A 24,694-nucleotide genomic window follows, 5' to 3' on the forward strand; every position below is an offset into this window, starting at 1 on the left:
ATGGCAAAGCTAAAACTCGGACCAATCGCTGACGACAAGCCAGTCAAGGTGACGGTGGAGCTGCCCGCGCCCCTCCATCGGGATCTTGTCGAATATGGTCGTCTGCTCGCGGAGCCCGGCAATCCACCTATCGACCCGGTTCGCCTGATCGTCCCTATGCTTGAACGTTTCGTCGTGACGGACCGCGGATTTACTAAGGCGCGGCGTTCAGTCCCGTCTGCGAAGCCAATCGTATAGCGCCGTTAGCGTTGCCCGTTGTTGCCATAGAGCGCGCCATGCTGAGCAGTCGCCGAAAGGCGGGATTGTCGTTTCGAGGGGACCACACCGCGCTGAACGGGAGCACTTCAGCGACAATCGGACGGTAGGCGATGCCCGGGAACTGCGCCACCGTCATCGCCTCGCTGACCAGCGTCAATCCTCGGCCGATCGCCACCAACGGCAACAAATTGTCTCGCCCGACATACTGCACCTGGATTGCGGGGTGCCGATCGAGACCGGCCAAGCGACGCACGAGGTAATCCCGGATCTCCTGACCCGGAGGCGCTTCGCTTACAATAAATGACTCCCCGGCGAGAACTTGCCACTCCAGCTCGTCGCACCGTGCTAGTCTGTGTTCGAGCGGCAGCACGGCAAACACTCGCTCAGACCATAAATGTACAGTATCGCAGCCAGCCCATTCCTCGGTCCCGGTCAGGAAGGCCACATCGACTCTTAGCTTACGAATGGCAGCAACATGCTCTGCAGCGTTTCCGTCGACTAGATTGATCTGCACTCCCCCATGTCGAGCGTTATAAGCGCGTAGCAGTTCCGCGAGGAAACCCGAGGCGATCGAGGAATAGATGCCAATGTGGATACTGCCATACTCAGATCGCCCAATTGCAGCCGCATCGTCCGTACCAGCGTCGATCGTTCGAACGACGTGACGAGCGCGACGGAGGAAGCGCTGGCCCGCATAGGTCAGCTCTACGCCCCATGTGTGCCGGTGGAACAGGGACGCGCCGATCTGGTCTTCAAGATCTGCGATCGATCGGCTGACCGCTGATTGGGAAAGGCCGAGAGCAACTCCCGCCTTGCGAAAACTGCCATGCTCTGCTGTGGCGATGAAGTGCCGCAGATGACGAAACTCGATCGTCCTTTCCTGTTTCGTCAGTCTTTCCATCGTGCTGCCGCCTTTCGTGTTCCTCGCGGTGCAAACGCATCCCTGGGCTAAGGACGATGCCGATTGCAGCAAGCCTGAAGACGACGAGTTGCATGGATGGACCGGCTGCCCATTTCGTGGATACCTCTTCAATCTGAAGCGCGATCCGAATCTGTTCGACTGTCCGACTCCGCCGGCGGCAGCCGTTGTGGACGTTCGTTGATCCACCGGCTCCGCCCGAGCGTCAGCATGAGCAAGGCGGCGGTCATCAAGACGATTGCAGCGTAGAGAAGTAGCCCCTGCGATCCGACGCCATCGATCAGGATGCCACCCACTGCGCCGCCGGTGCCGAGCGCCACATGAAAGACAGTGGAGTGAAGTGCTCCCGAACTTTCAGCCAGGTCGGTTTCGGGCGTGGCGCGCGCGTTCCAGATGGCTGCGGATACGGGGAAGCCGCCGAACGCGAACCCCCAGAGCGCCGTTGCCGCGAAGGCTACCCCAGGATGCGTGCCGGCGACCATCAGTGCTAGGATGCTGAGGGCAACCCCTAACGTCGAACTCGCCGTTGCTATTGCCGCGCTTCGGGCTGCGATAGCGCCCCAGACGAGATTGCCGACAAAGCCGCCGCCGCCATAGGCGAACAGAGCGAGGGATATCGTGGAGACTTCGAGACGAGGCGTGGTTTCCAGGAAAGGACGAATGAACGTGAATGCAGCCAGATGGCCCGAGACTCCAAGGAGCACCGTGGCGAAGCCCAGGAGCACCCGCGGCCGCGCCAAGACGGTTGTAAAAGATCGCACACTCGGAGCGGCGGTGGCAGGTAGTGAGGGAAGCGTGAAAAGCTGGATGGCGAGGGTCACGATACCGAGGCCGGCCGTGAGGAGAAAGGTCGTGCGCCATCCGAACAGATCGCCGAGCATTGCGCCGAGCGGTGTAGAGACCGTCGTGCCAACCGAGATGCCCATCAGGATCACGGCCATGGCGCGGGGCACCTGATGAGGCGGCACGAGGCGCAGCGCGAGCATGGTCAGCATCGCCCAGAAGCCACCGACCGCAAAGCCAAGCAGCGCACGAGCCAGAAGGAGGACGGCCATGTCGGTCGCCAATGCCGTGATCGCGCTGGAAATGACGAGCAATCCCAGCAGGCTCCATAGGACCATGCGTCGATTGAGGCGGCCCGAGCCGAGGATGAGAACCGGGCCCGCGATCGCTGCGGCGAGGGCCGCAACCGTCATCGTCTGACCAATGACTCCGTTCGAGACACCAAGATCGATAGCCATCGGCGTCAGTAGACTAACGGGCAACAGCTCCGATGTCACAAGGCCGAAGGCTCCGAGGGAAAGAGAATACACTGCGGGCCACGAAGCGCGATCCGGAACGTGTTTACGTTGTTGTGATTTGCTGAAGTAGGGGGGGTTCAAACTACTGGTTTTGGCCAAGGCGGTCGCTCCGAATAAAAAAATCAGTTCCGCGGAAGCTATTCATCCCCGCCTGGATTTTGAATGCTATTAAGTCTCTAATGATTGATTATTCGTCCAATCTTCCGCCGCCGGCCGGACTGGACGCGCTGAGTTACCCCTCTGACGCTAGCCACTGGCTTTCGATACGCAACGCCTGTACCGAGCAGTTGCAAGAATCGGGGCGCTGGGATTAGTCCTGTTCGACCGTCATTCGTTCAAGCTGTCGGATGACTTCGGCTTTCAGCGTTGGTGACATCTCGATCGATCCAAGCAACTCGTTGATCCAGATGCCGTCCGCCGCGAGGCGACATATCATCAGCCTGGCTGCGCGCTCTTCAGGCAAAGGGTCGGGCCGGTTCATCTGTCGCAGCCGTCGTGACCATGGCTCGCGGATTTTCGGCTCCGCCATCATGGCCGCGAGCAGGACACGCCAGGTGTTTTGATATCCACTCTCGCTGGCCTCCCTGGTCGTGACGGTCAGATAGGTGCGTGCTTCCCGCCCGTGTTCATCGGGATCGTCTGCGATCGTGGCGGCCAGAGCCTCGGAGGTCGCGGCCGAGACCTCATCAAACAAGGCGTCGAGCAGCTTCTGCTTGCTTGGGAAGTGGTACTGGAGCGCTCCCTTGCTGACGCCGGCATGCTGGGCGACGGAATCCATGGTGACCGCCTGAACGCCTTGTCCGACGGCGATGTCCGCCGCAGACTGCAGGAGCTGCGAGCGGACGATCTGGGGTTGCTTCTTGCGCCGATGGGCTACAGACATGGCTCAATCATTCCATCTCTATGGATTGTTGATGCCCACTATAAGCCATCGGGTTCACCTTCTCCAGCCCATGTCTGCGCAAGATCCTGGAGGAACTGTGCCAGGCCGGGTTCCGAAACCGCGCCGACGGCTTCGGGAAGGCTGAACCATTTGCGCCGGCGGTCTTTGCTCTCGCGCCAGTCGACGAGGGTCGCCTTGACGAGAAGCGGATAGATCGTGACGCGGCAGGCGATAGCCTGGCCGTCCGCCAGAACTTTCGCATAGCGATAGCTGCCGCAGGGTTCGGCGCTGATCGTCCCGAACACGCCGGCCTCCTCGAGTGCTTCCCGGGCCGCCGTCCGGTGTGGGCTCAGCCCCGGCATCGGCCAGCCCTTGGGCAGGATCCACAATCCCCTTTCGCGAGAGGTAATGAGTAAAACCCTTAACCCCTTCGTCCGGCTCTTGCGCCAGGCAAGCGCGCCGTACTGCTCAGCAAGAGGAGGGCCCTCGGACGTTTCGGGCGCACGCAGGCTCGCGCTGGCGTCGTAGGCGCGACGCACCGGAACTCCCCTGAAAGATTGTTTCCAGAAAGGTCTTGGTCCTGAATAGTGCATGATGATTACTCGCTAGATGAGTTGTAATTCTGACCAGAAGGGTCGTGGTTGGCGTCGCATCGGTGTCTTGCACCAGATGCAGCGGATCGCCGCTTTCGGAAGGCGTCGCTGGCAAAGACGGCAGATCGGCAAGGGCGGTCTGGCACTCATGCGACCCTCCTTGTGCCGTCACCAGAGGGCCCGGAGAAAAGCTCCTCGTCGACAAGCGCCGCATATGCTTCGGAACCGGTCGAGGCCTTGCGCAAGGCTGCGCAGAAGCGGGGAGAACGCAGGATCCTGGCCGCGGCCGCAAGAATTCGTAGAGCCTCAGCCGTATTGCCTTTAGGCGTCAGCATCAGGAACACGATATCGACGGGCATAGTGTCGAGCGCATCGAACTCTACAGGCCGCGCGAGCCGCGCCAGTGCGACATAGGGGCGGACAGGGGTGTCCGTTTCGCCGCAGGAAATGGCGGCGTTGATCGCGACGTCGGCAGAATGTGGCAGAGCGACGCCGCTCCCGACTCCGGTCGAGCCCAGGGCTTCGCGCGCGTGCAGCTTCGACAGGATGCCCGCCTTGTCGATGCCGAGCGCAGCCGATGCTCTCGATGCCAGATGATCGAGCGCTTCGCTCTTGGTCGGGACATCGAGGTTGACCTCGATGTCTTGAGGCGTCAGGAGGTCCGAAATTCGGATAATGACAGTTTGTTTCATGGCAGTTCTCACATGGATCGACCAGACAAGAAAAGTTCTCGTCTTAGAAACATCCATCTGGATGGATTGTTTATGATGCTAGTTGCAGCGGCTTTTCAGGCCGCCTTCGGCTGTGGGGCAGGGTTGCCGTCGCCAACGAGCTGGACAATGGTCAGCCTGCGGGAGCGACCGTCGTTGCCCAGGACTTCAACCGTGTCGCCGGCGGCGCGGCCGAGCAGAGCAGATCCGATCGGGGTCAGCACGGAGACCTTGCCAAGAGCAATATCGGCCTGTTCCGGGTAGACCAGCGTCACCTGCCGGTTCTCGCCGTTGTCGCTCGCGTACACGAGCGTCGAACCGATCTGGACGGTTGTGTCCGACTGCTCCACAAGCTTGGCGGCGCCGAGCTTGGCAAGCAGATCGTCCCCGAAATCCGGACGGCTGGCCATCCAGCCATTCGCAAGCTGCATCAGGCGCGCCTGGTCGCGCCGAAGCAGGACGATTGTCGCTGTTGCCTTGATGCGCTTCATGGATGTTCTCCTTTACGACCGTTTCGGGCCGTGGGCTTCCACACGGGAAGACATGTCGGTCTCGTCAATAACTGGGAATTGAACAGTTTCCCCCGGTCTCGGGGGATCCGAGGCTGGGCTACGCCGTTCGTGGGGCGTCTCGAAAGACGCACTTGTGCTCGAAAGTGTTCATGCTGTAACAATCCATCTGTACGGCTTGTTTGTCAATAGGCCTGGATGTGAATGTGGCGTCGCAGTCTTTAAGACACAGCGACGGCACCTCGATGCGGATGAGCGAAAGTATTCGATATGTTGGAGACTGCGGGGTTTATCAGCGACGTTGTAACGGCTCTTGCCCTTCCTGCGGCGATCCTTTCGTTCTGGATCCAGCGCACCAACGAGCGTGAGAACAAGGAGCGCATGATCTATGAAAGCCTGTCGTCGAGCTACGATGACTTCCTGAAGCTGGTGCTGGCAAACCCCGACCTCAAGCTTTGGACGAAGGAGGCCTCGAGAAACCTGTCCGACGAGCAGGAAGAGCGGTTGATCGTTCTCTTCGAGCTGCTGGCGTCGCTCTTCGAGCGGGCCTACCTTCTGACGTATTCCGAGAAGATGACCCTCGACCAGTCCCGGCGCTGGGCGTCATGGGACAACTACATGCGGCAATGGTGCCGGCGGGAAGACTTTCGCCTCAGGCTGCCGCGGCTGTTGCGCGGCGACGATCCCGACTTCGTCACCTACATTATGCGGCTTGCCGACGAGGAATGCGTTGGCGCCGCGGCCCGGGAAACGGGCACCCACAACTCAAGCGATCAGGAAGGCCCTGCGGTCAGGGGACAGGATACGTAATGCGCGCCACCGTCATACCGATCGCTGCCTTGCTCATCTCCACCTTCTTCATGATGGTGGGAGTTGGCCTTTTCGGCATCGTGCTGCCTGTGCGCGGCTCGCTGGAGGGCTGGTCGATCTATGAGATCGGCATGCTCGGCACGGGTTATGCGCTGGCGTTCACGGGAGGGTGCCTCATCGCGCCGCGTATCGTGAGACGGGCGGGGCATGTCCGGGCCTTCGCATCCCTGGCGGCGCTTCTGGCCATCCTTGCCTTGCTGCATGCGCTGATCGTCCATCCCTTCATCTGGGTGCTGCTTCGCGGGTGTTCGGGATTTGCGCTTGCCGGAGCGTTCATGATCATCGAGAGCTGGCTGAACGAACGCGTCTCGAACGAAACGCGCGGGTTTGTCTTTTCCCTGTACATGATAACCAGCCTGGGCGGCATGATGACGGGGCAGTTCATCATGCCGCTGAGCGATCCCCGTTTGACGACACCGTTCATGATCTGCGCGATGATGTTCGCGGCCGCGGTTATTCCGACCGCCATGTCGCGCCAGGCCCATCCGCAACCTCTGACCGAGGTCAGATTGAATCTTCGCGCCCTGTTCAATCTGTCGCCAGCTGCCGCAATCGGCGTCATCATGGGCGGTATCATGGAGGGCGCCTGGAACAATATGGCGCCCGTATTCGGCAAGAGCATCGGCTTCAGCACCTTTCAGATTGCCGCTCTTCTCATCGTGACCATGGCAGGGGGGATCATGTTCCAGTATCCGCTTGGACGAGTGTCCGACCGCCTGGACCGGCGCCTCGTCATGGCCGGAGCGGGAATACTCTGCTGTGCGGTTGCAGTGCTCGCTGCCAGCCTCGCTCCGACGACTCCGATACCGGTGTTCGTGTTGGTATTCTTTCTCGGTGGGCTGGTCTATCCGATCTATTCCATTGCGGTTGCCCACGCCAATGACCACGTCGACAGCACGCGCTTCGTGCAGGTTTCCGGGGGACTGCTGATCCTCTATGGCATCGGGACAATGTTCGGGCCGCTGCTCGCAGCAAGCCTCATGCAATGGCGTGGAGCACATGGAATCTTTCTAACCCTTGCGGGATGCAGTGCGCTCCTGGCGCTATACGCGACGCTGAGACTTTACCGTGGCAAACCTGTGCCGGTCGAAACCCAGGACGATTTCTCCGCCATATCCATCGCGCGCACGCAAACGCCTGAAACCCTCTCACTGGACAAACGTGCGGCAAGTAACGAGCCCCCCGGCCAGTGAATGTCATTCTTCAGCCGTTTCTTGACCATCGTCGCGGCGCTCAACTGTCTCACCTCAACTGTGAGCTTACGTTGATCACCGCGTAGAGAAAACGAGCCTTCCGGTCAGGCACCGTCGGATCAGGATGCGACCCGGTGTACCGACTGCGCCGTGCGCTAAAGCTTCGTACTGCGGGCAATGCGGCGCGATCTCTCCGGATGAGCTGTCGGTCCCGCGAGAGCTATCCTTCACACGATGGATTTTGAATGATACAAAGATCCTTATGATTGATTATTCGTCCAATCTTACCCCGCCCGGCGGACCAGATGCCTTGAGCCAGATGCTGTGCGGCCTTCGTCTCGATGGAGGGGACTACGGCCGCTGTCGCCTGTCCGGGGAGTGGAGCTTCTTTTTTCCAAAGCAGGCGGAAGCGCACTTCCACTTCATCGCCGGTAAGGGGTGCTGGTTTTCAGGGCCCGATGGAGAATGGAGCGAACTGGAAGCGGGCGATGCCGTGCTAATGCCGCGCGGCGCATTCCATGTTCTCGCAAGTGCGCCAGGCCTTGAACCTCGCCCGTTTCCTCGCCGTGAAGGCTCCCCGATCTGTGAGACGGTGTTCGATTTCCCCCACCGGGAGCCCATTGGAGGCGATGTATCGATCTTCTTCTGCGGCACCATGCAATTCAATCTCGATGAGTTGCATCCCCTTATGAGGATGATGCCGGAGGTCATGCAGGCCAGGGATCTGATGACCAACGAGCCCGCGATCATGCATCTCATGGAAGCGATGATCGCCGAATGCGCGATGAATCGCGCGGGGGCGAGCGGTATTCTTGCCCGGCTTGCCGACGTCATGGCGGCGCAGATCATCCGATCCTGGCTTGAGCACGGTTGTAGTGATAGCGAGGGTTGGATCGCCGCCATGCGCGATCCGCAAATCGGTCAGGCTCTTGTGGCTATCCATGCCGACCCGAAGCGAGATTGGACCCTGCCGGGGCTGGCCGCGTTGGCAGGCATGTCGCGATCTGCTTTCGCGGCAGCTTTCGCCAAAGTCGTGGGTCAGACACCAGCGCGTTACCTCACCGAAGTCCGTATGCACCTGGCTCGGCAGTGGATTCTGCGCAACGAGATTCGCATTGCCCAATTACCGGAACTGCTCGGGTACGACTCGGAAGCCGCATTCAGTCGAGCCTTCAAGCGCGTCATAGGCGCTCCGCCCAGTTCTTATCGGAAACGAGATATGCGCTGAGCTCAGCCTGCGCACCGCGGCCTCCACGGATATGGCCGGGCAAGCTTCATATTCTGCCATCCACCCGGCTGGAAAGACGGGCCAACATGCGTTGCTGTTGCAGATTGGACGCCTCCATGGCGTGCGTCCAGAGCAACGCCCCGGCGCCCTTCACGGCCGATGATTGCAGGACGGCCTCGAACTCCCTGAGCCATGGACCGAGATGTCCCATGTAGGATTCGACAAGGCTCGATATCTCGTCTTCGGCACTATGCGGACCCAACGCGTCGAAGCGTTGCCCAAGCTCCAGCGAGATCGGCGCGAGATCGGGTCCGTTCAAGCGTTCATACAGGCTGGCCAAGGCTTTTCGGCCTTCCTCGTCGACCATGTGGCCAAACAATACTGACTGCTCGCGTCCGGCCTTCAATGCGGCGGCCGAGCGTCCGGCCTCGAGGGCGAGCAAGGGCGCGGCAAGCTCGGGCGGGATGTCGAAAGGTGCGCGCCCTTCCCGTAATGATGCGACCATCTGGCGTTGGCGTTCCAGCACTGTGATCTGACAGGCGAGAGAGTCATCCAGTGCATCGAGGGTCGACATGTCCATTCCCTTCTGGCCGTCGAGCACCGTGGGGATGTCGGACAGGGGCAGTCCAAGCGCCGTCAATTGCCGTATCCGCAGGAGTCGCACGAGGTGCTGCCACCCGTACAGCCGGTATCCGTTTGCCTTTCGATCGGGCTCCGCCAGGATACCTGTCTGGTGATAGTGACGAAGCGTGCGGACGCTCACGCCCGCCAGCCTGGCGATATCCTTGCTATGCATCGGTCCTTCCGCCTTCATTGCCGAGGTGGCGCGACAAGAACCGTTCAAGGGTACGGTACAGCTCGAAATTGCTGTCCTGGTTGATGAACCAGTGCCCCTCCCGCTCGTTCACGAGATACTCCACTTCCACCCCGTTGCGTCGCACCGCTTCGACCACCGCGTCTGCCTGCGCTTTGGCCACGCGAACGTCGTTGGTTCCATGAATCACCAGCAAGGGCTTGCGGATACAATCCAGCCGGCTGGCAGGGGAACGTGCCAGCATGTCTGCGTTCTGCTCGGGGACCGCCGGATCGCCCATATAAGCGATATAGTTGTTGACCAGCGCCGGATAAACGAACGGGACCGCGCCTTCCACGAGCGATCTGAGGTCCGACATGCCCGAATAATCGATTGCCGCGGCGAAGCGCTCGGGCGTGAAGCTCGCGCCGATCAGCGCCGAATAGCCGCCGTACGAGCATCCGTAGATGGTCACGCGTTCCCTGTCCGCGATTCCTTCGTCGATCAGCCAGTCGAGACCGTCGATGAGGTCGTCATGCATGCGTCCGGCGAATTCGCCGATGGCGGCCTGCGTGAACGACTTTCCATATCCGGTGGAGCCGCGAAAGTTGACCTGAAGCACGGCGTACCCTCGGCTAGCGAGGAACTGGACCTCGGGATCGTAGACGCAGGCGTCGCGATACCAAGGGCCGCCATGGACGAGCAGCACGGTGGGAAGGTGTCGCGGCGGTACATCGACGGGAAGCGTGACATGACAGGGGATATCCAGATCGTCGCGGGATTTTACAGTCACCGGACGGACACGCGCGAAGCGATCGGGGACCATATCAGGATGGCGTTCGCCCAGCAGGCGGCTTTCGCCCGTCGCGTGATCGTAGAACCAGGTGGTTCCGGGATGGCGGTCATCCGTGAACTCGACCACCCATCGTCTGCCGATGGCGTCGCAGGAGATGTGGCCCAAATCATTGTCCGAGAGCACTCGCAATCTTTCGAGAACGGAAGCGAAGTTCGGATCCAGCGGATGGATCACCTGCCGCTCTCCCAGATATCGCGCGCCCAGCAATTGCCCGGTGACGGGATTCACGATCAGGCTCGAGGGATAGCGTGGGTCGGCCTCCGGGCGGGGCGTGTCGAGACTGTAGGATGGATGGCTGTCGATCTCGGTCTCCGTGCCCGTCGCGAGATCGATGCGCGCCAGGCGCGTGCGGTCCGTTCCGGTGTTCGAGCCGATAAGGATGGCTTTGCCGTCCGGCGTGGCGCGGATCGGCATCGGACCGAGTGGATAGTCGTGGCCCTTGAAGGTCGCTACGGCGGTGAACCATCCATGTTCGTAACGGGCCAGTTCGTAATCGCCCCGTTCGTTGATGATCAGCGTGTGGAGCTTTCCACCGGGGACGATGATCCAGCCAACGTAACGGCCTGGGTTTTCGGCGACGGTGTTCAAAGCTCCCGTATCGATATCTATCTCGTAGAGGTCGATAAACTCGGGGCTTCGATAGTTCATCTGCACGAAAGCTTTTCCGGGACGATCAGTGGAAAGCTCCAGGCTTATGACCCGGACGCCGGGAAATGGCGTCAGGTCCGCCGTGGTGCCATCGACATCGACGCGATGCAGATGCCAGTTCTCGTCGCCCTTGGTGTCCTGGACGAAGAGGATGTATTTGCCGTCCGGCGTCCAGCAGAAGCTCTCGACGTTGCGGGTGTCGTCACCGGTAAGGCGCTTCGCATCCTCATGTGCAAATGCTGCGTCAACCGGACGGACCCAGATATTCAGTCGGCCGCTCCAGGGAGCGAGATAGGCGACATTTATGCCGTCCGGCGAGACTTGAGCTCGCGAGAACAAGGGAATGCCGAAAAGGGCTTCAATGGCAGGTATATTGGTTGTCGTCATGTCGAGCCTCTTGGCGGCACTGGTTCGCCGCTGAAGTTATTTCGACATTTACCATGAACTATGACGTTACGTCTGGGTCAAGCTCTTCCCGGTCTGGCAGTAGCTGCTGACTGACACGACGCCCGCCATCGGCGCGCTGATTGAAAAGCTGAAAATTAGGGGTAATGTGCCGGTCCCACTGCCGTGTCCTGTAGTCGGGGCCAATCCAAGCGCCCCCGTTTGGACGGCTTCGGCCCGATAATGATCGCGTCGGCGCGCGACGACGTTCAGACCGCTGGCGCACTCGCCAGTATAATCCATCTCTCAAACCAGTCGGCCAATCAAATGACCCAATGCGGCAACAACGGTCACGAACACCAGCAGGATCAGAATGTTCACGGACCACTTCACGACAAGGTAAAGCGGCCGGTTCGTCGATTTCAGTCCTTTTGTGTACGCCAACACCGGCGCAAGGCCGGCAAAAACCTTGTTGGCCAGGCCGCGACGATCTTCCGTCGTGTTCGGTACGATCGAGGCGCGTGTCACTCCTTGGTAGAAAATGTTGAAGAGTGACCCCAGGGGATTCAATGGTCGTTTGACGTCGCACATCAGAATAAGTCGATCGGACTCGGTGTCATTGCGAACATAGTGCAGGTAGGTTTCGTCGAACATCAGCACATCACCATCGCGCCAGCTCAGGTTCTGGCCATCCACATTGATGAAGCATTTTTCCGAGTTCGGAGTTGCAAGGCCAAGATGGTAGCGTAGTGACACAGCAATCGGATCGGCATGTCGCGTAAGCTGTCCGCCGGCGGGCAGGAAGGCGAACATGGCTCCGTGCACCGTCGGTACTTCCTTCAAGAGTTCAATGGTTTTCGGGCAGAGCCGTTTCGCTGAATGGTGCGTATAGCCGTACCATTTGAGATAGAACCGGCTCCAACCATACTTGAAGAACGTCCGAAACCCGACGTCGTAGTACCCTGCCGTTCCTGGGCGTTTCGTCGCGTCGAAATAGCTCTCTCGTATAAGCTCCAGCCCCTCGTCACGAATGGTCTGCCAGTTCCGGCGCAACACGTCGAGTTCAGGGAAGTGGTCGGGATCGAGCACCGCTCCGGAGCCTCGCCTCAGCGTCGTCGCGTAGAGTATGCAATTAAACGGCGTAAATATCGGCCATCCCTTGCGGAAATATTCGTTGAGGCTCATGTAACGGGCCTCTCCGCGGAAACGGTATACATACACGATGCTCGCGGCCATCATTCCAAATACAACAATGAGAGCTTGCATAACTTAACCTCGATATCCCTTGATTGGGAGACCGTGGGGGGCATGCATTGCGGCAGCATTACAAAGTGTGCCGTCGTTGAAGGCGAGCGCTCCCAATGTCAATGCATCCGTATCGAGTTCGCGCGTGATCTCCCGGGCCGTTTCCAGCAATTAGACCCTTCGCTCAGCTCTCGGCAGTTTTTCTGACAAAGCTCCTCCCGCACTTGACAACGAGGCCGAACCACATATTACTAATAGTAACTTACCCTTGGTAGTATATTCGAAACCTGGTGACCATGCCGATAAGGAGCATCTCCGTGACCGCAATTTCCCGTCAATTTCACCTTGCCAGTCGGCCCGGCGGCGCGCCGGCGCTGGAGAACTTCAAACTCGTCGAGCGCGAACTTGACGCTCCTAGCGAGGGCCAGATCATTGTCAGGAACCTCTGGCTCTCCGTCGACCCTTATATGCGCGGACGTATGGTCGATCGGTCCTCGTACATCCCGCCTTTCGGCATCGATGAGCCGATGGATGGCGCGGCCGTCGGTATCGTCGAGGCGAGCAAGGACGAGAAATTCGCCGTGGGCGACACGGTCAGCCACTTCGCCGGCTGGCGCGATCTGGCTTTGATCGAGGCGCGCTCTGCGACGCGTATCGATTCGGCAGCCCCGCCGCAGTCCTATCTTGGACCATTGGGGATTCCGGGCCTTGCCGCCTATGCGGGACTGCTCAGTATCGGGGAGCCGAAGGCCGGCGAGACCGTCTTCGTTTCGGCAGCGGCGGGCGCCGTGGGCGCGGTGGTCGCTCAAATTGCCAGGATCAAGGGCTGCCGCGTAATCGGTTCGACAGGTTCCGAGGACAAAGCACGCTGGCTGACCGACGAAGCCGGTATCGACGCGGTGATCAATTACAGGCAGGTCAACGATCTCTCCGCAGCGCTAGCGAAAGCCGCTCCCCAAGGCGTGGACGTCTATTTCGACAATGTCGGCGGCGATCATCTGGAGGCGGCAATCAACGCCGCCAACGATTTCGCACGCTTTCCGCTTTGCGGGATGATTGCGCAATATAACGGCGAACCTTCGGGCCCGCGCAATATCTACCGCGCGATTGAAAAACGAATCAAACTCCAAGGATTCATTGTCACCGACCATCTCGGCCTTTGGAGCGATTTCCAGCGCGACGTCGGACAATGGATTTCGGAAGGGAAGGTCAAATGGACCGAGACCGTCGTCGACGGTTTTGAGAACGCGCCGCAAGCGTTTGTCGATCTCTTCTCGGGAAAGAACACCGGCAAGATGCTCGTCCGGCTGGCTGATGCCGAGGACAGCCGCGCTTGACCGTCGGCCGATCCCTGATCTTCGAATACCGGTTCCAGGAAGGAATTCTTTCATGTCACTTTTGTTTTCCGGACGACGCTCGGTCGATCGGAGTGATGCCGCTGCGTGGTGCCCGTCCAGACGCGAACTCTTGCGCGGTGGCGCTGTCCTCGGGCTGAGCGCCGGCCTCGCACACGTCTTGACAGGTACGGCCGCTGTTGCCGCAGACTCGTTCCCGCTGCGGCAAGCGATGATGCAGATCAACGGACAGATGTTCCGCATTATTGAACAGGGAACCGGCGGCGCCGTTCTGTTTTGCCACGGTTTTCCGGATACCGCCGCAACGTGGCGCAGCCAGATGCGCGCCGTCGCCGAGGCCGGGTATAGGGCTATCGCACTTGACATGCGAGGCTACGGAGACAGCTATGCGCCCGCTGAAGCCGACCTCTACACTTCCCTGCACATCGTGGGGGATCTGGTGGGCGTTCTCGATGTGCTGGAAATCCCCTCAGCAGTCGTCGTCGGCCATGATTGGGGCGCTGATCACGCCCAGCGTGCAGCGCTGCTGCGTCCCGACCGTTTCCGTGCGCTGGTCAGCCTGAGCATACCTTATGCGCCGCGCGGTGACGTGAATTACTGGGATTTCCTGCGTTCTAACGGCTTCGGTAAACGTTACTATGCCCTCGATATGCTGCATGCCGGTGCGGAACAACAGTTCGAACCTGCCGCCCGGTCAATTCCCAGTATCCTTTACTGGCTGTCGGCCAGCCCTGAAGCGGGAACCGGATGGGATCCGGTCGACCCGCCGCGGAACATGCTGCGTCCTTCACCGGTCACAGTGCCGGACTGGGCCGACCCGAGCTACGTCAGCCACACCATTCGGGCGTTTGATAAAACCGGTTTCGGAGGCGGCCTGAACTATTATCGGGCGCTGCCGAAAACTTTCGATCTGACGCCAGCCTTCAAGAATGCCGGGATCTTGCAGCCGAGCCTCTACATCTGGGGAGAGGCCGACGGTTTGTGCCAGTTCTTCCACCCCGGTGCGCCATCGGTTGATGACCTGCGCAAGGCGCAGCCGGGGCTCGTCGGCGCGATCAAGATTGAGAAGGCCGGCCACTGGCTTCAGCACGAAGCCGCCGATCGCGTCAACGCGGAACTGCTGAGGTTCCTTCGTTCGATCTGACCAAACAGCGCACTCGAGACTCGCGAGGTGGACCACCACACCGCCTCGTTCAAAGTATCATGATGGCATGGAGGCCAATATGCCCCTCACAGAAGCAATACGGAAAGGCGATCTTGCCGCCGTAATCGATCAGGTCAGGACAGGCGCCGATATCAACCGTCCGGATGCGGATGGTTTCACCCCTCTGATGATCGCGTCGGGTCTTGCGTTGCCGCAGATCGTGGAGTGCTTGCTTGCCGCCGGTGCCAACGTCCTTGCGCTTGAACCGAACATGGGAGCTACCGCGCTGCACAAGGCAGCGCTCTCGGGGAATGCCGACGTCATCGCACTCCTGCTCGACCATGGTGCATTCATCGATCAGCAGAGCCCTTCGATCGGTCATACGCCACTGATGGACGCTGTGCTGCACAAGCACGAAGGAGCGGTGAAGATCCTGCTCGATCGCGGTGCACGCACGCGCTTGCGCAGCCATGCCGGGCATACTGCGCTCGATTATGCCCGGGCAGACGATCTGGGCGCGATCGTGCAGCTCATCGAGGCGCGTGATGCTCAGGACGCGCGCCGGATTGCCGACCAGTCGCTGATGGCGGCGGTCCGTCGCGACGATGTCGCCGGTGTCAAGGCGGCGCTCGATGCGGGCGCGATCGTCGACGAGCGGCTGCCGGTCATTTGTCACGACGATGACGACTTCACCCCGCTGGGCCTGGCCGCGCGCGAGGGGCGGGTGGAGATCGTCCGCCTTCTGCTGCGGGCCGGAGCCGATGCGCGGGCCGTAAATGGCATGATGCAGGGAGCGGCCGCGCATGAGGCGGCCTATTTCGGTCACGCAGATGCGATCCGCACGTTGGCCGAAGCGGTCCCGCAGAACTCCGAGATCCGGGCCGCGGTTCTCGACGCACAAGGGGTGTATAACGGTTTTACACCCCTACACGATGCGGTGTGGCATGAACATATCGAGGCGGCGAAGGCGCTCGTTGATGCCGGCGCGCGCGTCGATCTCAGGACTCATGCCGGCCTGACGCCACATGAGTTGGCGCTTCATTGCGGCTATGAGGACCTTGCCCGTTTGCTGAGCGCTGCGGAACGGAATAGTGGGGCCCGGCGAACAGCAGCGACCGACAGTCGGCTATCCTCTCGCGGAGAAGGATAACCACATGTCGCTCGACCCTATTCTGCTCGTAGGCGGCTCCGGCGTCGTCGGCAGGTGGACGGCCAGACATCTAAGAGACGTTCATCGTGAAGTTCCGCTTCTGATCGGAGGCCGTGACCTCGAAAAAGCAAAGCAGGCAGCGGCCGAGATCGGCAATGCCGAAGGGGTCGCATTGGATCTCGAAGCGGAAGATTTGGGTCTCGGAGGCAGGCGTGTCAGCGCTCTCGCTATTTTCTTCATGGACGAAACCCTCGCCGGCCTGCATTTCGCCCAGACGCGCCGGGTGCCCTATGTCAGCATATCGTCCGGCCTTCATGAAATCGGCCCGGACGTCGCCGCCTACATCCATCGTCCGGACGCCGCGCCATTGGTCCTAGCTACGGAATGGCTCGTCGGCGCAACGACGATTCCGGCGCTCGAATTCTGCAAGGAATTCCGGCGCATCGACAGTATCTCGATCGGGGCGCTGCTGGACGAGCAGGACGTCGGCGGTCCGGCACAGGCCGATGATCTGGAACGGCTGACGAAAAGCATGCCGGCTGCCCTGGCGCGTCGAGACGGTGCCTATGTCTGGCGAACCGGCGAGACAGCGAAGGCCCGTTTCCGTGCTGCTGACGACACGGAGATGGAGGCGTCTGCGCTTTCGCCTTTCGATGTCGTCGGCCTTGCGGCAGCGACGGGAGCGAAGAACGTCGAGTTCAATCTCGCCACCGGCGTCAGTTCCAGCAGGCGGCGCGGCGAGCCGATCTCGACCGAGATCATCATCGAGCTCACAGGCGAAGATCACGCGGATCAACCGTTTCACACCCGTCACGCCGTCATTCACTCGGGTGGCCAAATGCCACCTACGGGTCTCGGCGTGGCAATGCTCCTCGAACGGCTCGTCGGTCTCGATGGCCGGGATCCACCGAAAGCCGGGCTATTTTTCCCATATCAACTGCTTGACGCGGCCTCATATCTCGGTCGCTTCAGCAAATCCGGCGGTACGATCCGGCCGCTGGGACTGCATGAAGAGGAGATACCTCCAAGGACTTAACCAGGAACAGTACGAGCGCGCTGCACCAACTATCGCACTAAGTAAGCCGCCCATTTTTAGACATGTCCAATTATCTTTCAGCGGCCAGAACCCCATGCAGTGGATCAACTTGCGCGCGATGGAACTGCTGAGCGGCACGAGTCGCGTTCCGCCAGCCCTCGGTTGGCCATCCAAACTGCTTTATGTTACGAGCATCAAATTACTCATGGTAACATCTGTGTATCGGTCGATCTGTCGAGCGTAGGGAAAAGAATTGTCCAAGAAACTGCCGAGAGCTGAGCGAAGAGCCCAATTGCTGGAAACGGCCCGGGAGATCGCGCGCGAACTTGGCACAGATGCATTGACATTGGGAGCGCTTGCCGAGCGCGCTGGCGTAAGCAAGCCGATTGCCTACACCCATTTCGAGAGCCGCTCAGGCCTGATGATCGCGCTTTACAAGGAAATCAACGACCGCCAGATCCGCGACCAGCAGGAGGCTCTGAAGCGTCAGCCCGCCGAGCTGGACGAGGTCGCGCATGTCATGGCGCAGGCTTACATGGACTGCTACGCAGCCGTCGGCCCCGAATGGCATGCAATCGGCGCCGCGTTGAAGGGCGATGCACAGATGGAAGCCTATCAACGGGAAATGGTAGACGGGCATGTGGAGTTTTATCGAGCGACCCTAGCTCCCTTGTCTCCCCTGCCCAATGAGGAGGTACGACGTCGTTGCATCGCAATCATCGGTGCAGCGGAAGCGTTGTCGCAAGGGATAACGCATGGCTGTATTGGTAAGGACGACGCAGTAACCGAATTGACCTCACTTATAACGACATGGCTTCGTTAAGGTGGCGTCTGGCCACTTACCAGCAAGTGATCATATCGTGGCCAACGGCAAGAAAATAGCATCACGCCAATGCGTAGGTCGTAAGCCACAGCCCATTGTAGATCACATGGGTGGCAAGGCCTGGCCAGACAGAACCGGTCTTTCGAAGCAGGATGCCGGTCAGAATCCCCACGAGAAAGGCATCCAGGAAAATCACGCTCGGACCATGGGCGGCGGCGAAAATGGCGGCACTGCCTACCACGCCTGCCCATGGCCCATAGCGGTTCAGAACATTCCCAATGACGCCCCTGAACACCGCTTCTTCACCAAGCGGCGTCAGGAGGGCGCCGGTAAAAAGCAGGATGCCGAAGGACCATAGCCCACCCGTCGCGGCGGCCTGGAAGTCACCTTGCGTATTCGGCTCCGTCACGAAGTGAAAGTATATGCCTTCCACAACGTGACTGAGAACGTATGCGAGAACGCCAAGAGCGGCACCGATAAGAAGCCACCGACACGACGTTACCCGAAACCCAAAAGCACGCATGTCGCGGATGCGTAAGAGGCATGCAACAAGAACGGCAGCAATACCGGCTATGCCGTTTGATGCCATGCTGAAGATCCCGCGTAATGCCGCGTAATCATCGGGCGTGCGCAATATTACAGCGGAGATCACCACGAGTAAGACGACATAGGTAACTATAGCGCCCGTCACCTCGACCCAGCCGAAACGAGGTGACGAAGACCATTCGGTGCGTGACCTTGTCGTCATTTGTCTGACCCCGATACTTCCAGTCCTGTCCAGTAAGCGGCAAATGCCCACATGTCGGCGTGGCGCGCGATCATTTTGTCCAGCGGAGCGCCCGAGCCATGCCCGGCACGGGTTTCAACGCGGATGAAATGCGGCTTCGGACCGATGTCCGCCGCCTGCAACGCCGCGATCTATTTGAAACTGTGAGCCGGGACGACGCGATCATCGGCGTCGGCGGTCGTGACAAGGATCGCCGGATATTGTTGGCCCGCTTGGATGTTGTGATAGGGAGAATATGAGAGAAGGTTGCGGAACGCGGCTTCCTCTGACGGACTCCCATACTCGGTCGACCAAAGATTGCCTCTGGTGAACTTGTCGTAGCGCAGCATGTCCATGACGCCGACACCCGGCAGAACGGCGTCGAAGAGTTCGGGGCGTTGGTTGTAACCGCTCCCACGAGGAGACCGCCTCCCGACTCCCCTTGAATGGTCAGGCCGCGCGGCGTGGAGATGCGTTCGGCCTTTAGAAACTCAGCGGCAGCGATAAAGTCATCGAAGACGTTTTGCTTGTTCTCTCGCTGTCCGGCGCGGTGCCAGGCTTTGCCGTATTCTCCCCCGCCGCGGATATTGGCGACCGCCAGGATGCCGCCTTGCTGTACCCAGGCGAGGCGGAAGGGATTGTAGTCCGGCAGAAGACTGATGCCAAAGCCACCATAACCATACAGCAATGTCGGAGCTGCTTCAGTTGCGTCGGCACGGCGCGTGATGAAGATCGGTACCCGCGTGCCATCCTTGGAATGGTAAAAGCGCTGCTCGACGACGATCCGAGCAGAATCCACCTTCACCTCCGGCTTCTCCCAGAGGAGGGGTGCCCCGTCAGCCACGCGATAGCGATAGATGCTCGTCGGGACATCGTAGCTCGTGAAAAGGAAAAAAGCCTCGTTCTCAGACGGATCGACGGAAAATCCCCCAGCCGTCCCAATGCCCGGCAATTTGATCGGGCCTTCCTCGGTCCCGTCCAGATCGAAGCGGCGAAATTCCGTTTTCGCATCGACAGTGTAGGCGATCAGGAGCTTGCCGCCGACCACGGCTGCGTCATTGATAATCGCGCCATTGGCATCTTCCGGGATGAGTTCGACAGGACGAGGCTCGGGTTCAGAGACGTCGAGTGTCACGACGCGTCGGCGTTCCGAACCATGCGTTGTCACAAGGATCAGGCGGGTTCCATCGTTTCCGATGACCGACCATTCAGAATTCATATCCGGGACGACGGTCTTGGGGGTCCAGGCATCGGATGCGAGGTCGATGACCGTGAGCGCGCTCTCTGGAGTGCCAGGCGTCGTGGTAATGTGCAGATATCGGCCGTTCGTAACACGCTCTGCAATATTCAGAAGCTTCGGATCCTGTGGTGTCGAATAAACCAGACGGTCGACGTCCTGCGTCGTGCCCAACTTGTGGAAATACACAGCTTGATTGGCGAGACTGGCATCCATCGCGGTCCCTTCCAGAGGGGCAGGGTAGCGCGAATAGAAGAAGCCCGATCCGTCCGGAGCCCACGCGATGCGTGTGAACCGCGCCCGCTCGACCACATCTTCTGCAGTTTCTCCGCTGTCGACGTCGAGCACTTTGATGGTACGCCAGTCGGTGCCGCCATTCTGGACGCCGAAAGCAACGTAACGGCCATCGTCGGAGGCCGACCATTCACCGAGCGCATCAGCCTCGTCTTCGGACCATTTGTTCGGATTGAGAAGCAGACGGTCAACGCCATTTACATCCTCCCGCACGTAGAGTGCCGCCTGGTTCGAAGTGCCATCGCGGCGCGTAAAGAAGTAGCGATCGGCCCGCTTGAGTGGAATCGTAAAGCTCTCGTAATTCACCAGTGCTGCGATCCGCTGTCTGAACGCGTCACGCGCGGGCAGTGTTTTCAGGTGCCTTTCTGTAATGGCGTTCTGCGCAGCGATCCACTCGGCAACCCGAGAGCTTGCAGTATGATTGTCCTCCAGCCATCGGTATGGGTCGGAGACGCTCTCTCCAAAATGCTTTTCGAAGGCTGTTTCACGTGCGCTTTGGGGATAATCGATATCGAGCATTGTGTCCTCTGAGGTCGTCTGAGCGAAAGCAGGGCCGGTGAAAGCCACGAGCGTCGCAGCGAGCAAAAGTCGTGTGCGAAAGTCCGACTTACGCGACTGACTTTTGCGACACGTCGCGGCCAGGATTCCGGGCCGCTGCGGACGTGGTGCAGGTTTCAGGAGTCTTGCGACGATAAATAATTATCGAGAAGACGGAGCGCAGCTTGTTTAGCAATTGGTATCAGCGCAGGGTCGCGATGAATGGTGAGACCGGCTAAAGCACCGTCATAAACCATGGCGATCTGAGTTGCACACTCCTCTCGTTCTAACATGCTCTTTGAAAGAAAGCTGAGAAAGTGTTCCCGTATAGCCCGCTTGTGTCTCTGCGCGAGGGCGACGATGGCAGGGGCATTAGGATACTCCGAAACAGCAAGCAAAAAAGCACACCCTCGAAACTCAGGATTTGCGGCCTTCTGTTCCAGCAAATTGAACATATGGGAAACTTCGGACGGACCGGCGTCTATTAGAGACCCAAGAATCTTATTATGGCGTGCTTCGAGATAGGCGAGAACAATATCCTCTTTCCCACTAAAATGATGGTAAAGGCTCGCTTTGGCTACTCCAGCCTTCTCGGACAAGCGATCCACCCCGACCGCGCGAATTCCCTCCCGATAAAACAAGCTGTCGGCAGTCTCCAAAATTGCTTCCCGTACGCTCATCTGCCCCGGTGCTACTGAAGAGCCCTTCGATTGTTTCAAACGTCTACCGAGCATCTAGAATTTCCTTCCATACAGGTCTGTACGCCTGACATTCTCATTTGCGCTAAAAATAGAGAAACTTCTCCTACTTAGCTTAGAAAAAATGGGGTTTTGATCCACAGTAAATCTATAGACTATCACCATACCGATCGGTATGGTTCATTCATTATAGGCCACCGACATTTCCTCCGACAAGAGTGCTTGATGCGAGGGGCACGTTGGGCATCACGATAGGAGAGAAGTAAGATATGCCGAGCAATCAATTTAACATTACGCGCCGGTCGCTACTGAAAGCTGGAACGATGGTGGCTATTACTGCCGCCATACCGTTCAGCGTAAACGCAAATGCTAATCGCCCGTTGAGATATGCCTTTTCGCACAGCTGGTCGAACATCGTTGCCCAAACCTACATCGGCGCACAGTTGATAAGAGAGCGTGTGGGCTATCCGGTCGAGTTGGTAACCCTTGAGCCTGCTCTTGCATTTGCCGCCCTGCAATCAGGGCAGGCCGACCTTTATTCGGACACGTACCTTGAAGGCCTCGACGCGTTAAACGGCGACTACCGTGGTGGGATGGCTGAATATGTGAAAAAGGTCGCCGACTCCATAGACATAGTCGGCATCGCGCAAGGGCCGCAGTCTCAAGGACTTGCCGTGCCGAAATACGTGACGATCAACTCCATAGACGAGTTGAACTCTTCTGCAGACAAGTTCTCGAACCAGATCATCGGCATAGAACCCGGATCTGGTGTGATGAATACGGTCGAAGAAGTTATCAAGGCTTATGATTTAAAGTTACAGTTACGGCCGGGTAGTGACGCTACTGTGGCCGCTGCCGTCAAGCGTGCTGTGTTACGCGAAGAGTGGATTGTCGTTACCGCATGGGAGCCGACACCGATCTGGAACCAGGTCGAGCTCAAATATCTTGAGGATCCCAAGAAATTGCTGATGAAAGAATCCTACTACAATTTTCATTCAGTCCGGAAGGATTTCGTTTCGAACTTTCCCAAAGCTCTCGATTTCCTGAAGAAATTTCAGATGTCGGTAAAAGACATTGCGCAAGTGATGGATTGGATTGATGGCGGGCAGGCGCCCGATGCTGCCGCTGACAGATGGATCAAATCCAATGCGGAGAAGGTCGAAAAATGGTTTTCGTAATCATGAGCCATTTCGCGCCTGAGTGGCCGCAAGTGGCAACCGCATGAACGATCAGAAGCCAATCATCGAGATCAAAAATCTTACGAAGACCTATCGCACTGATCGGAAGCGCTCGATAGTCGAGCGTTTCCGGCGGCGTGCGTCAGGATCTACCGAAGATTTCCACGCGCTGAAGAACGTCAGCCTGACCGTCCAGTCCGGCCGCATCTTTGTTATCATGGGTCTGTCGGGGAGCGGCAAGTCAACGCTGCTGCGGTGTGTCAACCGACTTCTCGAACCATCGGAAGGCGAGGTCACAATAGACGGGAAAAATGTCATTGGCCTAACGAACAAGGAGCTGCGGCATCTCCGAGCGACGAAGCTAAGCATGGTGTTCCAGCACTTCGCCTTGTTGCCGCATATGTCGGTGGTGGACAATGTTGCCTTCGGTCTCCGGATCGCGGGCGTGCCAGTCAAGGAGCGTCGCGCACGCGCGACAGAAATCCTGAATCTTGTCGGCTTGTCGGGATGGGAGCATCGCCGTCCCTCGGAACTCAGCGGCGGTATGCGCCAGCGCTTGGGAATCGCCCGAGCCCTGGTGATGGATACTCCCATCCTCCTGATGGATGAACCGTTCAGCGCCCTTGATCCTCTCATTAGAGCGGAACTCCAGCAGGAACTGCTGCGGTTGCAGCGGTCGCTGCACAAGACGATTGTGTTCGTGACTCACGATCCGAACGAGGCCGCTATCCTGGGCGACGATCTGGTCATCCTGAAAGATGGCGAGATTGTCCAACAGGGTGCAGCGAAAGACGTGCTGCTGAAGCCACAGAACGATTACGTGAAGCGATTCATCGAAGGTGTAGACAAAACCCGCCTCCTGACCGCAGAGCATGGGCTGGATCGGGAATTTCCCGTGACCGTAGCCGATACCGCTCATCCTTCATTCGACAAGCCATCGAAATATGGTGGTCTCATCGCAGTTGTGGATTCGGACCGCCGACCGATCGGTATCATTCGATCCTCCTCGGCTGACCAAACCTATTCGGAAACCGCAAAACGCCACCTGATTTCCGATTTCATCCAGCTTCAGCTCGACAGCCCGCTCGCTCCCGTCCTTCCCCAGCTCTCGGGCCATGCAACCGCAGCCCTCGTCGTAAACGAGGAAGGCCGATTCATCGGAGCCGTTACGGCGCACTCGGTCGTGCGCGCATTACAGGCTCAGTGAGGGGAAACAATGGACTTCGCAGCTACTCTCGCATCGGCAATCGACACTTTCACAACCTTTATTTCGATCCATTTCTCGTTCGTTTTCGATACGATCTCGTTTATCATCCAAACGCTCGAACACAGCATCTCCTTTACACTGATGGCAACGCCTCAGTGGCTATTGATCGTGATTGTTGCAGTCGTGGCGCTCCTGGTGGGAAGCATAGGCCTCAGTGCCTTCAGCATCATCGGGCTGACGTTCATAGCCGCCTTGGGGCTGTGGGCTCCCGCCATGTCCACCCTCTCACTGGTCCTCGCCTCTGCTCTTTTGTCCCTGATCATAGGCATTCCGCTTGGGATTCTGATTTCCGAGTCAAAGCGCCTGCTGACGCTCCTGGAACCTGTCCTTGACTTCATGCAGACCATGCCTCCTTTCGTCTTGCTGATCCCCGCCGTTCTGATTTTCGGCGTGGGGACCGTTCCGGGCGTGGTGGCGACGATATTTTTCGCTATGCCTCTCCCGGTCAGGTTTACGGCTCATGGCCTGACTTCGGTGGAAAAGGATGCGGTGGAGGCCGGAGAGGCTTTTGGCGCAAACCGGTGCCAAATCCTGTTTCTGATCAAACTGCCTCTTGCCGCAAAGTCCATCATGGCTGGCGTGAACCAATGCGTGATGATGTGCCTTTCGATGGTCATCATAGCGTCCATGATCGGCGCTGGTGGCCTCGGCGATGAGATAATGCGTTCCATCTCGCGGCTTCAAGTCGGTCGCGGTGTGCTGGCCGGCCTTGCCGTGGTCATCCTGGCCATCCTCATAGACCGCCTTACCAAACGGATCGCCTCACGCGAAAAACCGGCATCAAGATAGGAAATCCGGTTCTTCGATCGGGTATTCCCC

The 24,694-nt window shown here is 59.0% G+C and carries 24 protein-coding genes and 1 pseudogene; 12 read left to right on the forward strand and 13 right to left on the reverse strand.

Going from position 1 to position 24,694, the window contains the following annotated elements; all coding sequences use genetic code 11:
• The gene (locus tag BKD14_RS17525; protein WP_075657454.1) at positions 1-237 is read left to right on the forward strand and encodes a DUF2274 domain-containing protein; all 237 of its coding nucleotides are present in this window, start codon (positions 1-3) and stop codon (positions 235-237) included.
• Here BKD14_RS17525 and BKD14_RS17530 read toward each other — a convergent pair.
• From BKD14_RS17530 to BKD14_RS17555, 6 genes are all read right to left on the reverse strand, one after another.
• Positions 194-1,159, reverse strand: a complete 966-nt coding sequence (locus BKD14_RS17530; protein ID WP_075657455.1) for a LysR family transcriptional regulator — start codon at positions 1,157-1,159, stop codon at positions 194-196. The genes BKD14_RS17525 and BKD14_RS17530 overlap by 44 nt on opposite strands.
• A gap of 128 nt (positions 1,160-1,287) precedes the next feature.
• Positions 1,288-2,577, reverse strand: a complete 1,290-nt coding sequence (locus BKD14_RS17535) for an MFS transporter (RefSeq protein WP_210215530.1) — start codon at positions 2,575-2,577, stop codon at positions 1,288-1,290.
• 211 nt (positions 2,578-2,788) lie between these two features.
• Entirely contained in the window at positions 2,789-3,361 is a 573-nt protein-coding gene (locus tag BKD14_RS17540; RefSeq protein ID WP_075657457.1) for a TetR/AcrR family transcriptional regulator, read from the reverse strand.
• Between the two features lie 38 nt (positions 3,362-3,399).
• A complete protein-coding gene (locus tag BKD14_RS17545; protein ID WP_245293679.1) occupies positions 3,400-3,900 on the reverse strand; it encodes an NUDIX hydrolase in 501 nt (166 codons plus the stop codon).
• Between the two features lie 200 nt (positions 3,901-4,100).
• Positions 4,101-4,646: a PTS sugar transporter subunit IIA gene (locus BKD14_RS17550; protein WP_083647271.1), complete on the reverse strand. Its 546-nt coding sequence runs from the start codon at positions 4,644-4,646 to the stop codon at positions 4,101-4,103.
• A gap of 95 nt (positions 4,647-4,741) precedes the next feature.
• Positions 4,742-5,155 carry a GreA/GreB family elongation factor gene (locus BKD14_RS17555; protein WP_075657458.1) on the reverse strand — a complete coding sequence of 138 codons (414 nt, stop codon included), beginning with the start codon at positions 5,153-5,155 and terminating at the stop codon, positions 4,742-4,744.
• Positions 5,156-5,443: 288 nt separating this feature from the next.
• Between BKD14_RS17555 and BKD14_RS17560 the strand changes: the two genes are divergently transcribed.
• The 3 genes from BKD14_RS17560 to BKD14_RS17570 all read left to right on the forward strand — a co-directional run bounded on the left by BKD14_RS17560 (position 5,444) and on the right by BKD14_RS17570 (position 8,464).
• Complete coding sequence (locus tag BKD14_RS17560; protein ID WP_075657459.1) at positions 5,444-5,983, forward strand: hypothetical protein; 540 nt, start codon at positions 5,444-5,446, stop codon at positions 5,981-5,983.
• Complete coding sequence (locus BKD14_RS17565; protein WP_075657460.1) at positions 5,983-7,236, forward strand: MFS transporter; 1,254 nt, start codon at positions 5,983-5,985, stop codon at positions 7,234-7,236. The genes BKD14_RS17560 and BKD14_RS17565 overlap by 1 nt, the downstream gene beginning before the upstream one ends.
• A gap of 262 nt (positions 7,237-7,498) precedes the next feature.
• Complete coding sequence (locus BKD14_RS17570) at positions 7,499-8,464, forward strand: AraC family transcriptional regulator (RefSeq protein ID WP_075657487.1); 966 nt, start codon at positions 7,499-7,501, stop codon at positions 8,462-8,464.
• 46 nt (positions 8,465-8,510) lie between these two features.
• Here the strand turns inward: BKD14_RS17570 and BKD14_RS17575 are convergent, their stop codons facing one another.
• The 3 genes from BKD14_RS17575 to BKD14_RS17585 form a co-directional block, all read right to left on the reverse strand.
• The gene (locus BKD14_RS17575) at positions 8,511-9,260 is read right to left on the reverse strand and encodes a MerR family transcriptional regulator (RefSeq protein WP_075657461.1); all 750 of its coding nucleotides are present in this window, start codon (positions 9,258-9,260) and stop codon (positions 8,511-8,513) included.
• Positions 9,253-11,148, reverse strand: a complete 1,896-nt coding sequence (locus BKD14_RS17580) for a S9 family peptidase (protein WP_075657462.1) — start codon at positions 11,146-11,148, stop codon at positions 9,253-9,255. Before BKD14_RS17580 ends, BKD14_RS17575 begins: the two co-directional genes overlap by 8 nt.
• A gap of 303 nt (positions 11,149-11,451) precedes the next feature.
• Entirely contained in the window at positions 11,452-12,330 is an 879-nt protein-coding gene (locus BKD14_RS17585; RefSeq protein ID WP_210215531.1) for an aspartyl/asparaginyl beta-hydroxylase domain-containing protein, read from the reverse strand.
• A gap of 371 nt (positions 12,331-12,701) precedes the next feature.
• Between BKD14_RS17585 and BKD14_RS17590 the strand changes: the two genes are divergently transcribed.
• From BKD14_RS17590 to BKD14_RS17610, 5 genes are all read left to right on the forward strand, one after another.
• Complete coding sequence (locus BKD14_RS17590; RefSeq protein ID WP_348625534.1) at positions 12,702-13,727, forward strand: NADP-dependent oxidoreductase; 1,026 nt, start codon at positions 12,702-12,704, stop codon at positions 13,725-13,727.
• 52 nt (positions 13,728-13,779) lie between these two features.
• On the forward strand, positions 13,780-14,889 hold the full coding sequence (locus BKD14_RS17595; protein ID WP_083647273.1) for an alpha/beta hydrolase: 1,110 nt from the start codon (positions 13,780-13,782) through the stop codon (positions 14,887-14,889).
• Between the two features lie 79 nt (positions 14,890-14,968).
• Positions 14,969-16,039 carry an ankyrin repeat domain-containing protein gene (locus BKD14_RS17600; protein ID WP_075657489.1) on the forward strand — a complete coding sequence of 357 codons (1,071 nt, stop codon included), beginning with the start codon at positions 14,969-14,971 and terminating at the stop codon, positions 16,037-16,039.
• Positions 16,040-16,043: 4 nt separating this feature from the next.
• Positions 16,044-17,075, forward strand: coding sequence for a saccharopine dehydrogenase (locus tag BKD14_RS17605; RefSeq protein ID WP_075657465.1), 1,032 nt, complete (start codon positions 16,044-16,046; stop codon positions 17,073-17,075).
• A 253-nt stretch (positions 17,076-17,328) separates the two neighbouring features.
• Complete coding sequence (locus BKD14_RS17610) at positions 17,329-17,898, forward strand: TetR/AcrR family transcriptional regulator (protein ID WP_075657466.1); 570 nt, start codon at positions 17,329-17,331, stop codon at positions 17,896-17,898.
• A gap of 61 nt (positions 17,899-17,959) precedes the next feature.
• Here the strand turns inward: BKD14_RS17610 and BKD14_RS17615 are convergent, their stop codons facing one another.
• The 4 genes and pseudogenes from BKD14_RS17615 to BKD14_RS17625 all read right to left on the reverse strand — a co-directional run bounded on the left by BKD14_RS17615 (position 17,960) and on the right by BKD14_RS17625 (position 21,466).
• The gene (locus BKD14_RS17615; protein WP_075657467.1) at positions 17,960-18,646 is read right to left on the reverse strand and encodes a type II CAAX endopeptidase family protein; all 687 of its coding nucleotides are present in this window, start codon (positions 18,644-18,646) and stop codon (positions 17,960-17,962) included.
• 170 nt (positions 18,647-18,816) lie between these two features.
• Positions 18,817-19,020: a prolyl oligopeptidase family serine peptidase gene (locus BKD14_RS19605; protein WP_348625535.1), complete on the reverse strand. Its 204-nt coding sequence runs from the start codon at positions 19,018-19,020 to the stop codon at positions 18,817-18,819.
• A 92-nt stretch (positions 19,021-19,112) separates the two neighbouring features.
• Positions 19,113-20,714: pseudogene (locus BKD14_RS17620) on the reverse strand (prolyl oligopeptidase family serine peptidase); the annotation flags it as partial.
• Between the two features lie 155 nt (positions 20,715-20,869).
• Positions 20,870-21,466: a TetR/AcrR family transcriptional regulator gene (locus tag BKD14_RS17625; protein WP_083647276.1), complete on the reverse strand. Its 597-nt coding sequence runs from the start codon at positions 21,464-21,466 to the stop codon at positions 20,870-20,872.
• A 233-nt stretch (positions 21,467-21,699) separates the two neighbouring features.
• On the opposite strand from BKD14_RS17625, the gene BKD14_RS17630 reads away from it, so the two are divergent.
• The 3 genes from BKD14_RS17630 to BKD14_RS17640 are packed head-to-tail and all read left to right on the forward strand — an operon-like array spanning position 21,700 to position 24,664.
• Positions 21,700-22,608 carry a glycine betaine ABC transporter substrate-binding protein gene (locus BKD14_RS17630; protein ID WP_075657468.1) on the forward strand — a complete coding sequence of 303 codons (909 nt, stop codon included), beginning with the start codon at positions 21,700-21,702 and terminating at the stop codon, positions 22,606-22,608.
• Between the two features lie 43 nt (positions 22,609-22,651).
• Positions 22,652-23,815: a betaine/proline/choline family ABC transporter ATP-binding protein gene (locus tag BKD14_RS17635; protein WP_075657469.1), complete on the forward strand. Its 1,164-nt coding sequence runs from the start codon at positions 22,652-22,654 to the stop codon at positions 23,813-23,815.
• A gap of 9 nt (positions 23,816-23,824) precedes the next feature.
• Positions 23,825-24,664: an ABC transporter permease subunit gene (locus tag BKD14_RS17640; protein ID WP_075657470.1), complete on the forward strand. Its 840-nt coding sequence runs from the start codon at positions 23,825-23,827 to the stop codon at positions 24,662-24,664.
• Positions 24,665-24,694: the final 30 nt, after the last annotated feature.

The organism is Pseudochrobactrum sp. B5 (assembly GCF_001939785.1).
Classification (GTDB): Bacteria; Pseudomonadota; Alphaproteobacteria; order Rhizobiales; family Rhizobiaceae; genus Pseudochrobactrum; species Pseudochrobactrum saccharolyticum.

Coding starts and splice junctions, on each gene's coding strand:
- BKD14_RS17525 (WP_075657454.1), top strand. CDS start 1: ATGGCAAAGCTAAAACTCGGACCAATCGCTGACGACAAGCCAGTCAAG.
- BKD14_RS17530 (WP_075657455.1), bottom strand. CDS start 1,159: ATGGAAAGACTGACGAAACAGGAAAGGACGATCGAGTTTCGTCATCTG.
- BKD14_RS17540 (WP_075657457.1), bottom strand. CDS start 3,361: ATGTCTGTAGCCCATCGGCGCAAGAAGCAACCCCAGATCGTCCGCTCG.
- BKD14_RS17550 (WP_083647271.1), bottom strand. CDS start 4,646: ATGAAACAAACTGTCATTATCCGAATTTCGGACCTCCTGACGCCTCAA.
- BKD14_RS17555 (WP_075657458.1), bottom strand. CDS start 5,155: ATGAAGCGCATCAAGGCAACAGCGACAATCGTCCTGCTTCGGCGCGAC.
- BKD14_RS17560 (WP_075657459.1), top strand. CDS start 5,444: ATGTTGGAGACTGCGGGGTTTATCAGCGACGTTGTAACGGCTCTTGCC.
- BKD14_RS17565 (WP_075657460.1), top strand. CDS start 5,983: ATGCGCGCCACCGTCATACCGATCGCTGCCTTGCTCATCTCCACCTTC.
- BKD14_RS17570 (WP_075657487.1), top strand. CDS start 7,499: ATGATTGATTATTCGTCCAATCTTACCCCGCCCGGCGGACCAGATGCC.
- BKD14_RS17575 (WP_075657461.1), bottom strand. CDS start 9,260: ATGCATAGCAAGGATATCGCCAGGCTGGCGGGCGTGAGCGTCCGCACG.
- BKD14_RS17580 (WP_075657462.1), bottom strand. CDS start 11,148: ATGACGACAACCAATATACCTGCCATTGAAGCCCTTTTCGGCATTCCC.
- BKD14_RS17585 (WP_210215531.1), bottom strand. CDS start 12,330: ATGAGCCTCAACGAATATTTCCGCAAGGGATGGCCGATATTTACGCCG.
- BKD14_RS17595 (WP_083647273.1), top strand. CDS start 13,780: ATGTCACTTTTGTTTTCCGGACGACGCTCGGTCGATCGGAGTGATGCC.
- BKD14_RS17600 (WP_075657489.1), top strand. CDS start 14,969: ATGCCCCTCACAGAAGCAATACGGAAAGGCGATCTTGCCGCCGTAATC.
- BKD14_RS17605 (WP_075657465.1), top strand. CDS start 16,044: ATGTCGCTCGACCCTATTCTGCTCGTAGGCGGCTCCGGCGTCGTCGGC.
- BKD14_RS17615 (WP_075657467.1), bottom strand. CDS start 18,646: ATGACGACAAGGTCACGCACCGAATGGTCTTCGTCACCTCGTTTCGGC.
- BKD14_RS19605 (WP_348625535.1), bottom strand. CDS start 19,020: ATGGACATGCTGCGCTACGACAAGTTCACCAGAGGCAATCTTTGGTCG.
- BKD14_RS17625 (WP_083647276.1), bottom strand. CDS start 21,466: ATGCTCGGTAGACGTTTGAAACAATCGAAGGGCTCTTCAGTAGCACCG.
- BKD14_RS17630 (WP_075657468.1), top strand. CDS start 21,700: ATGCCGAGCAATCAATTTAACATTACGCGCCGGTCGCTACTGAAAGCT.
- BKD14_RS17635 (WP_075657469.1), top strand. CDS start 22,652: ATGAACGATCAGAAGCCAATCATCGAGATCAAAAATCTTACGAAGACC.
- BKD14_RS17640 (WP_075657470.1), top strand. CDS start 23,825: ATGGACTTCGCAGCTACTCTCGCATCGGCAATCGACACTTTCACAACC.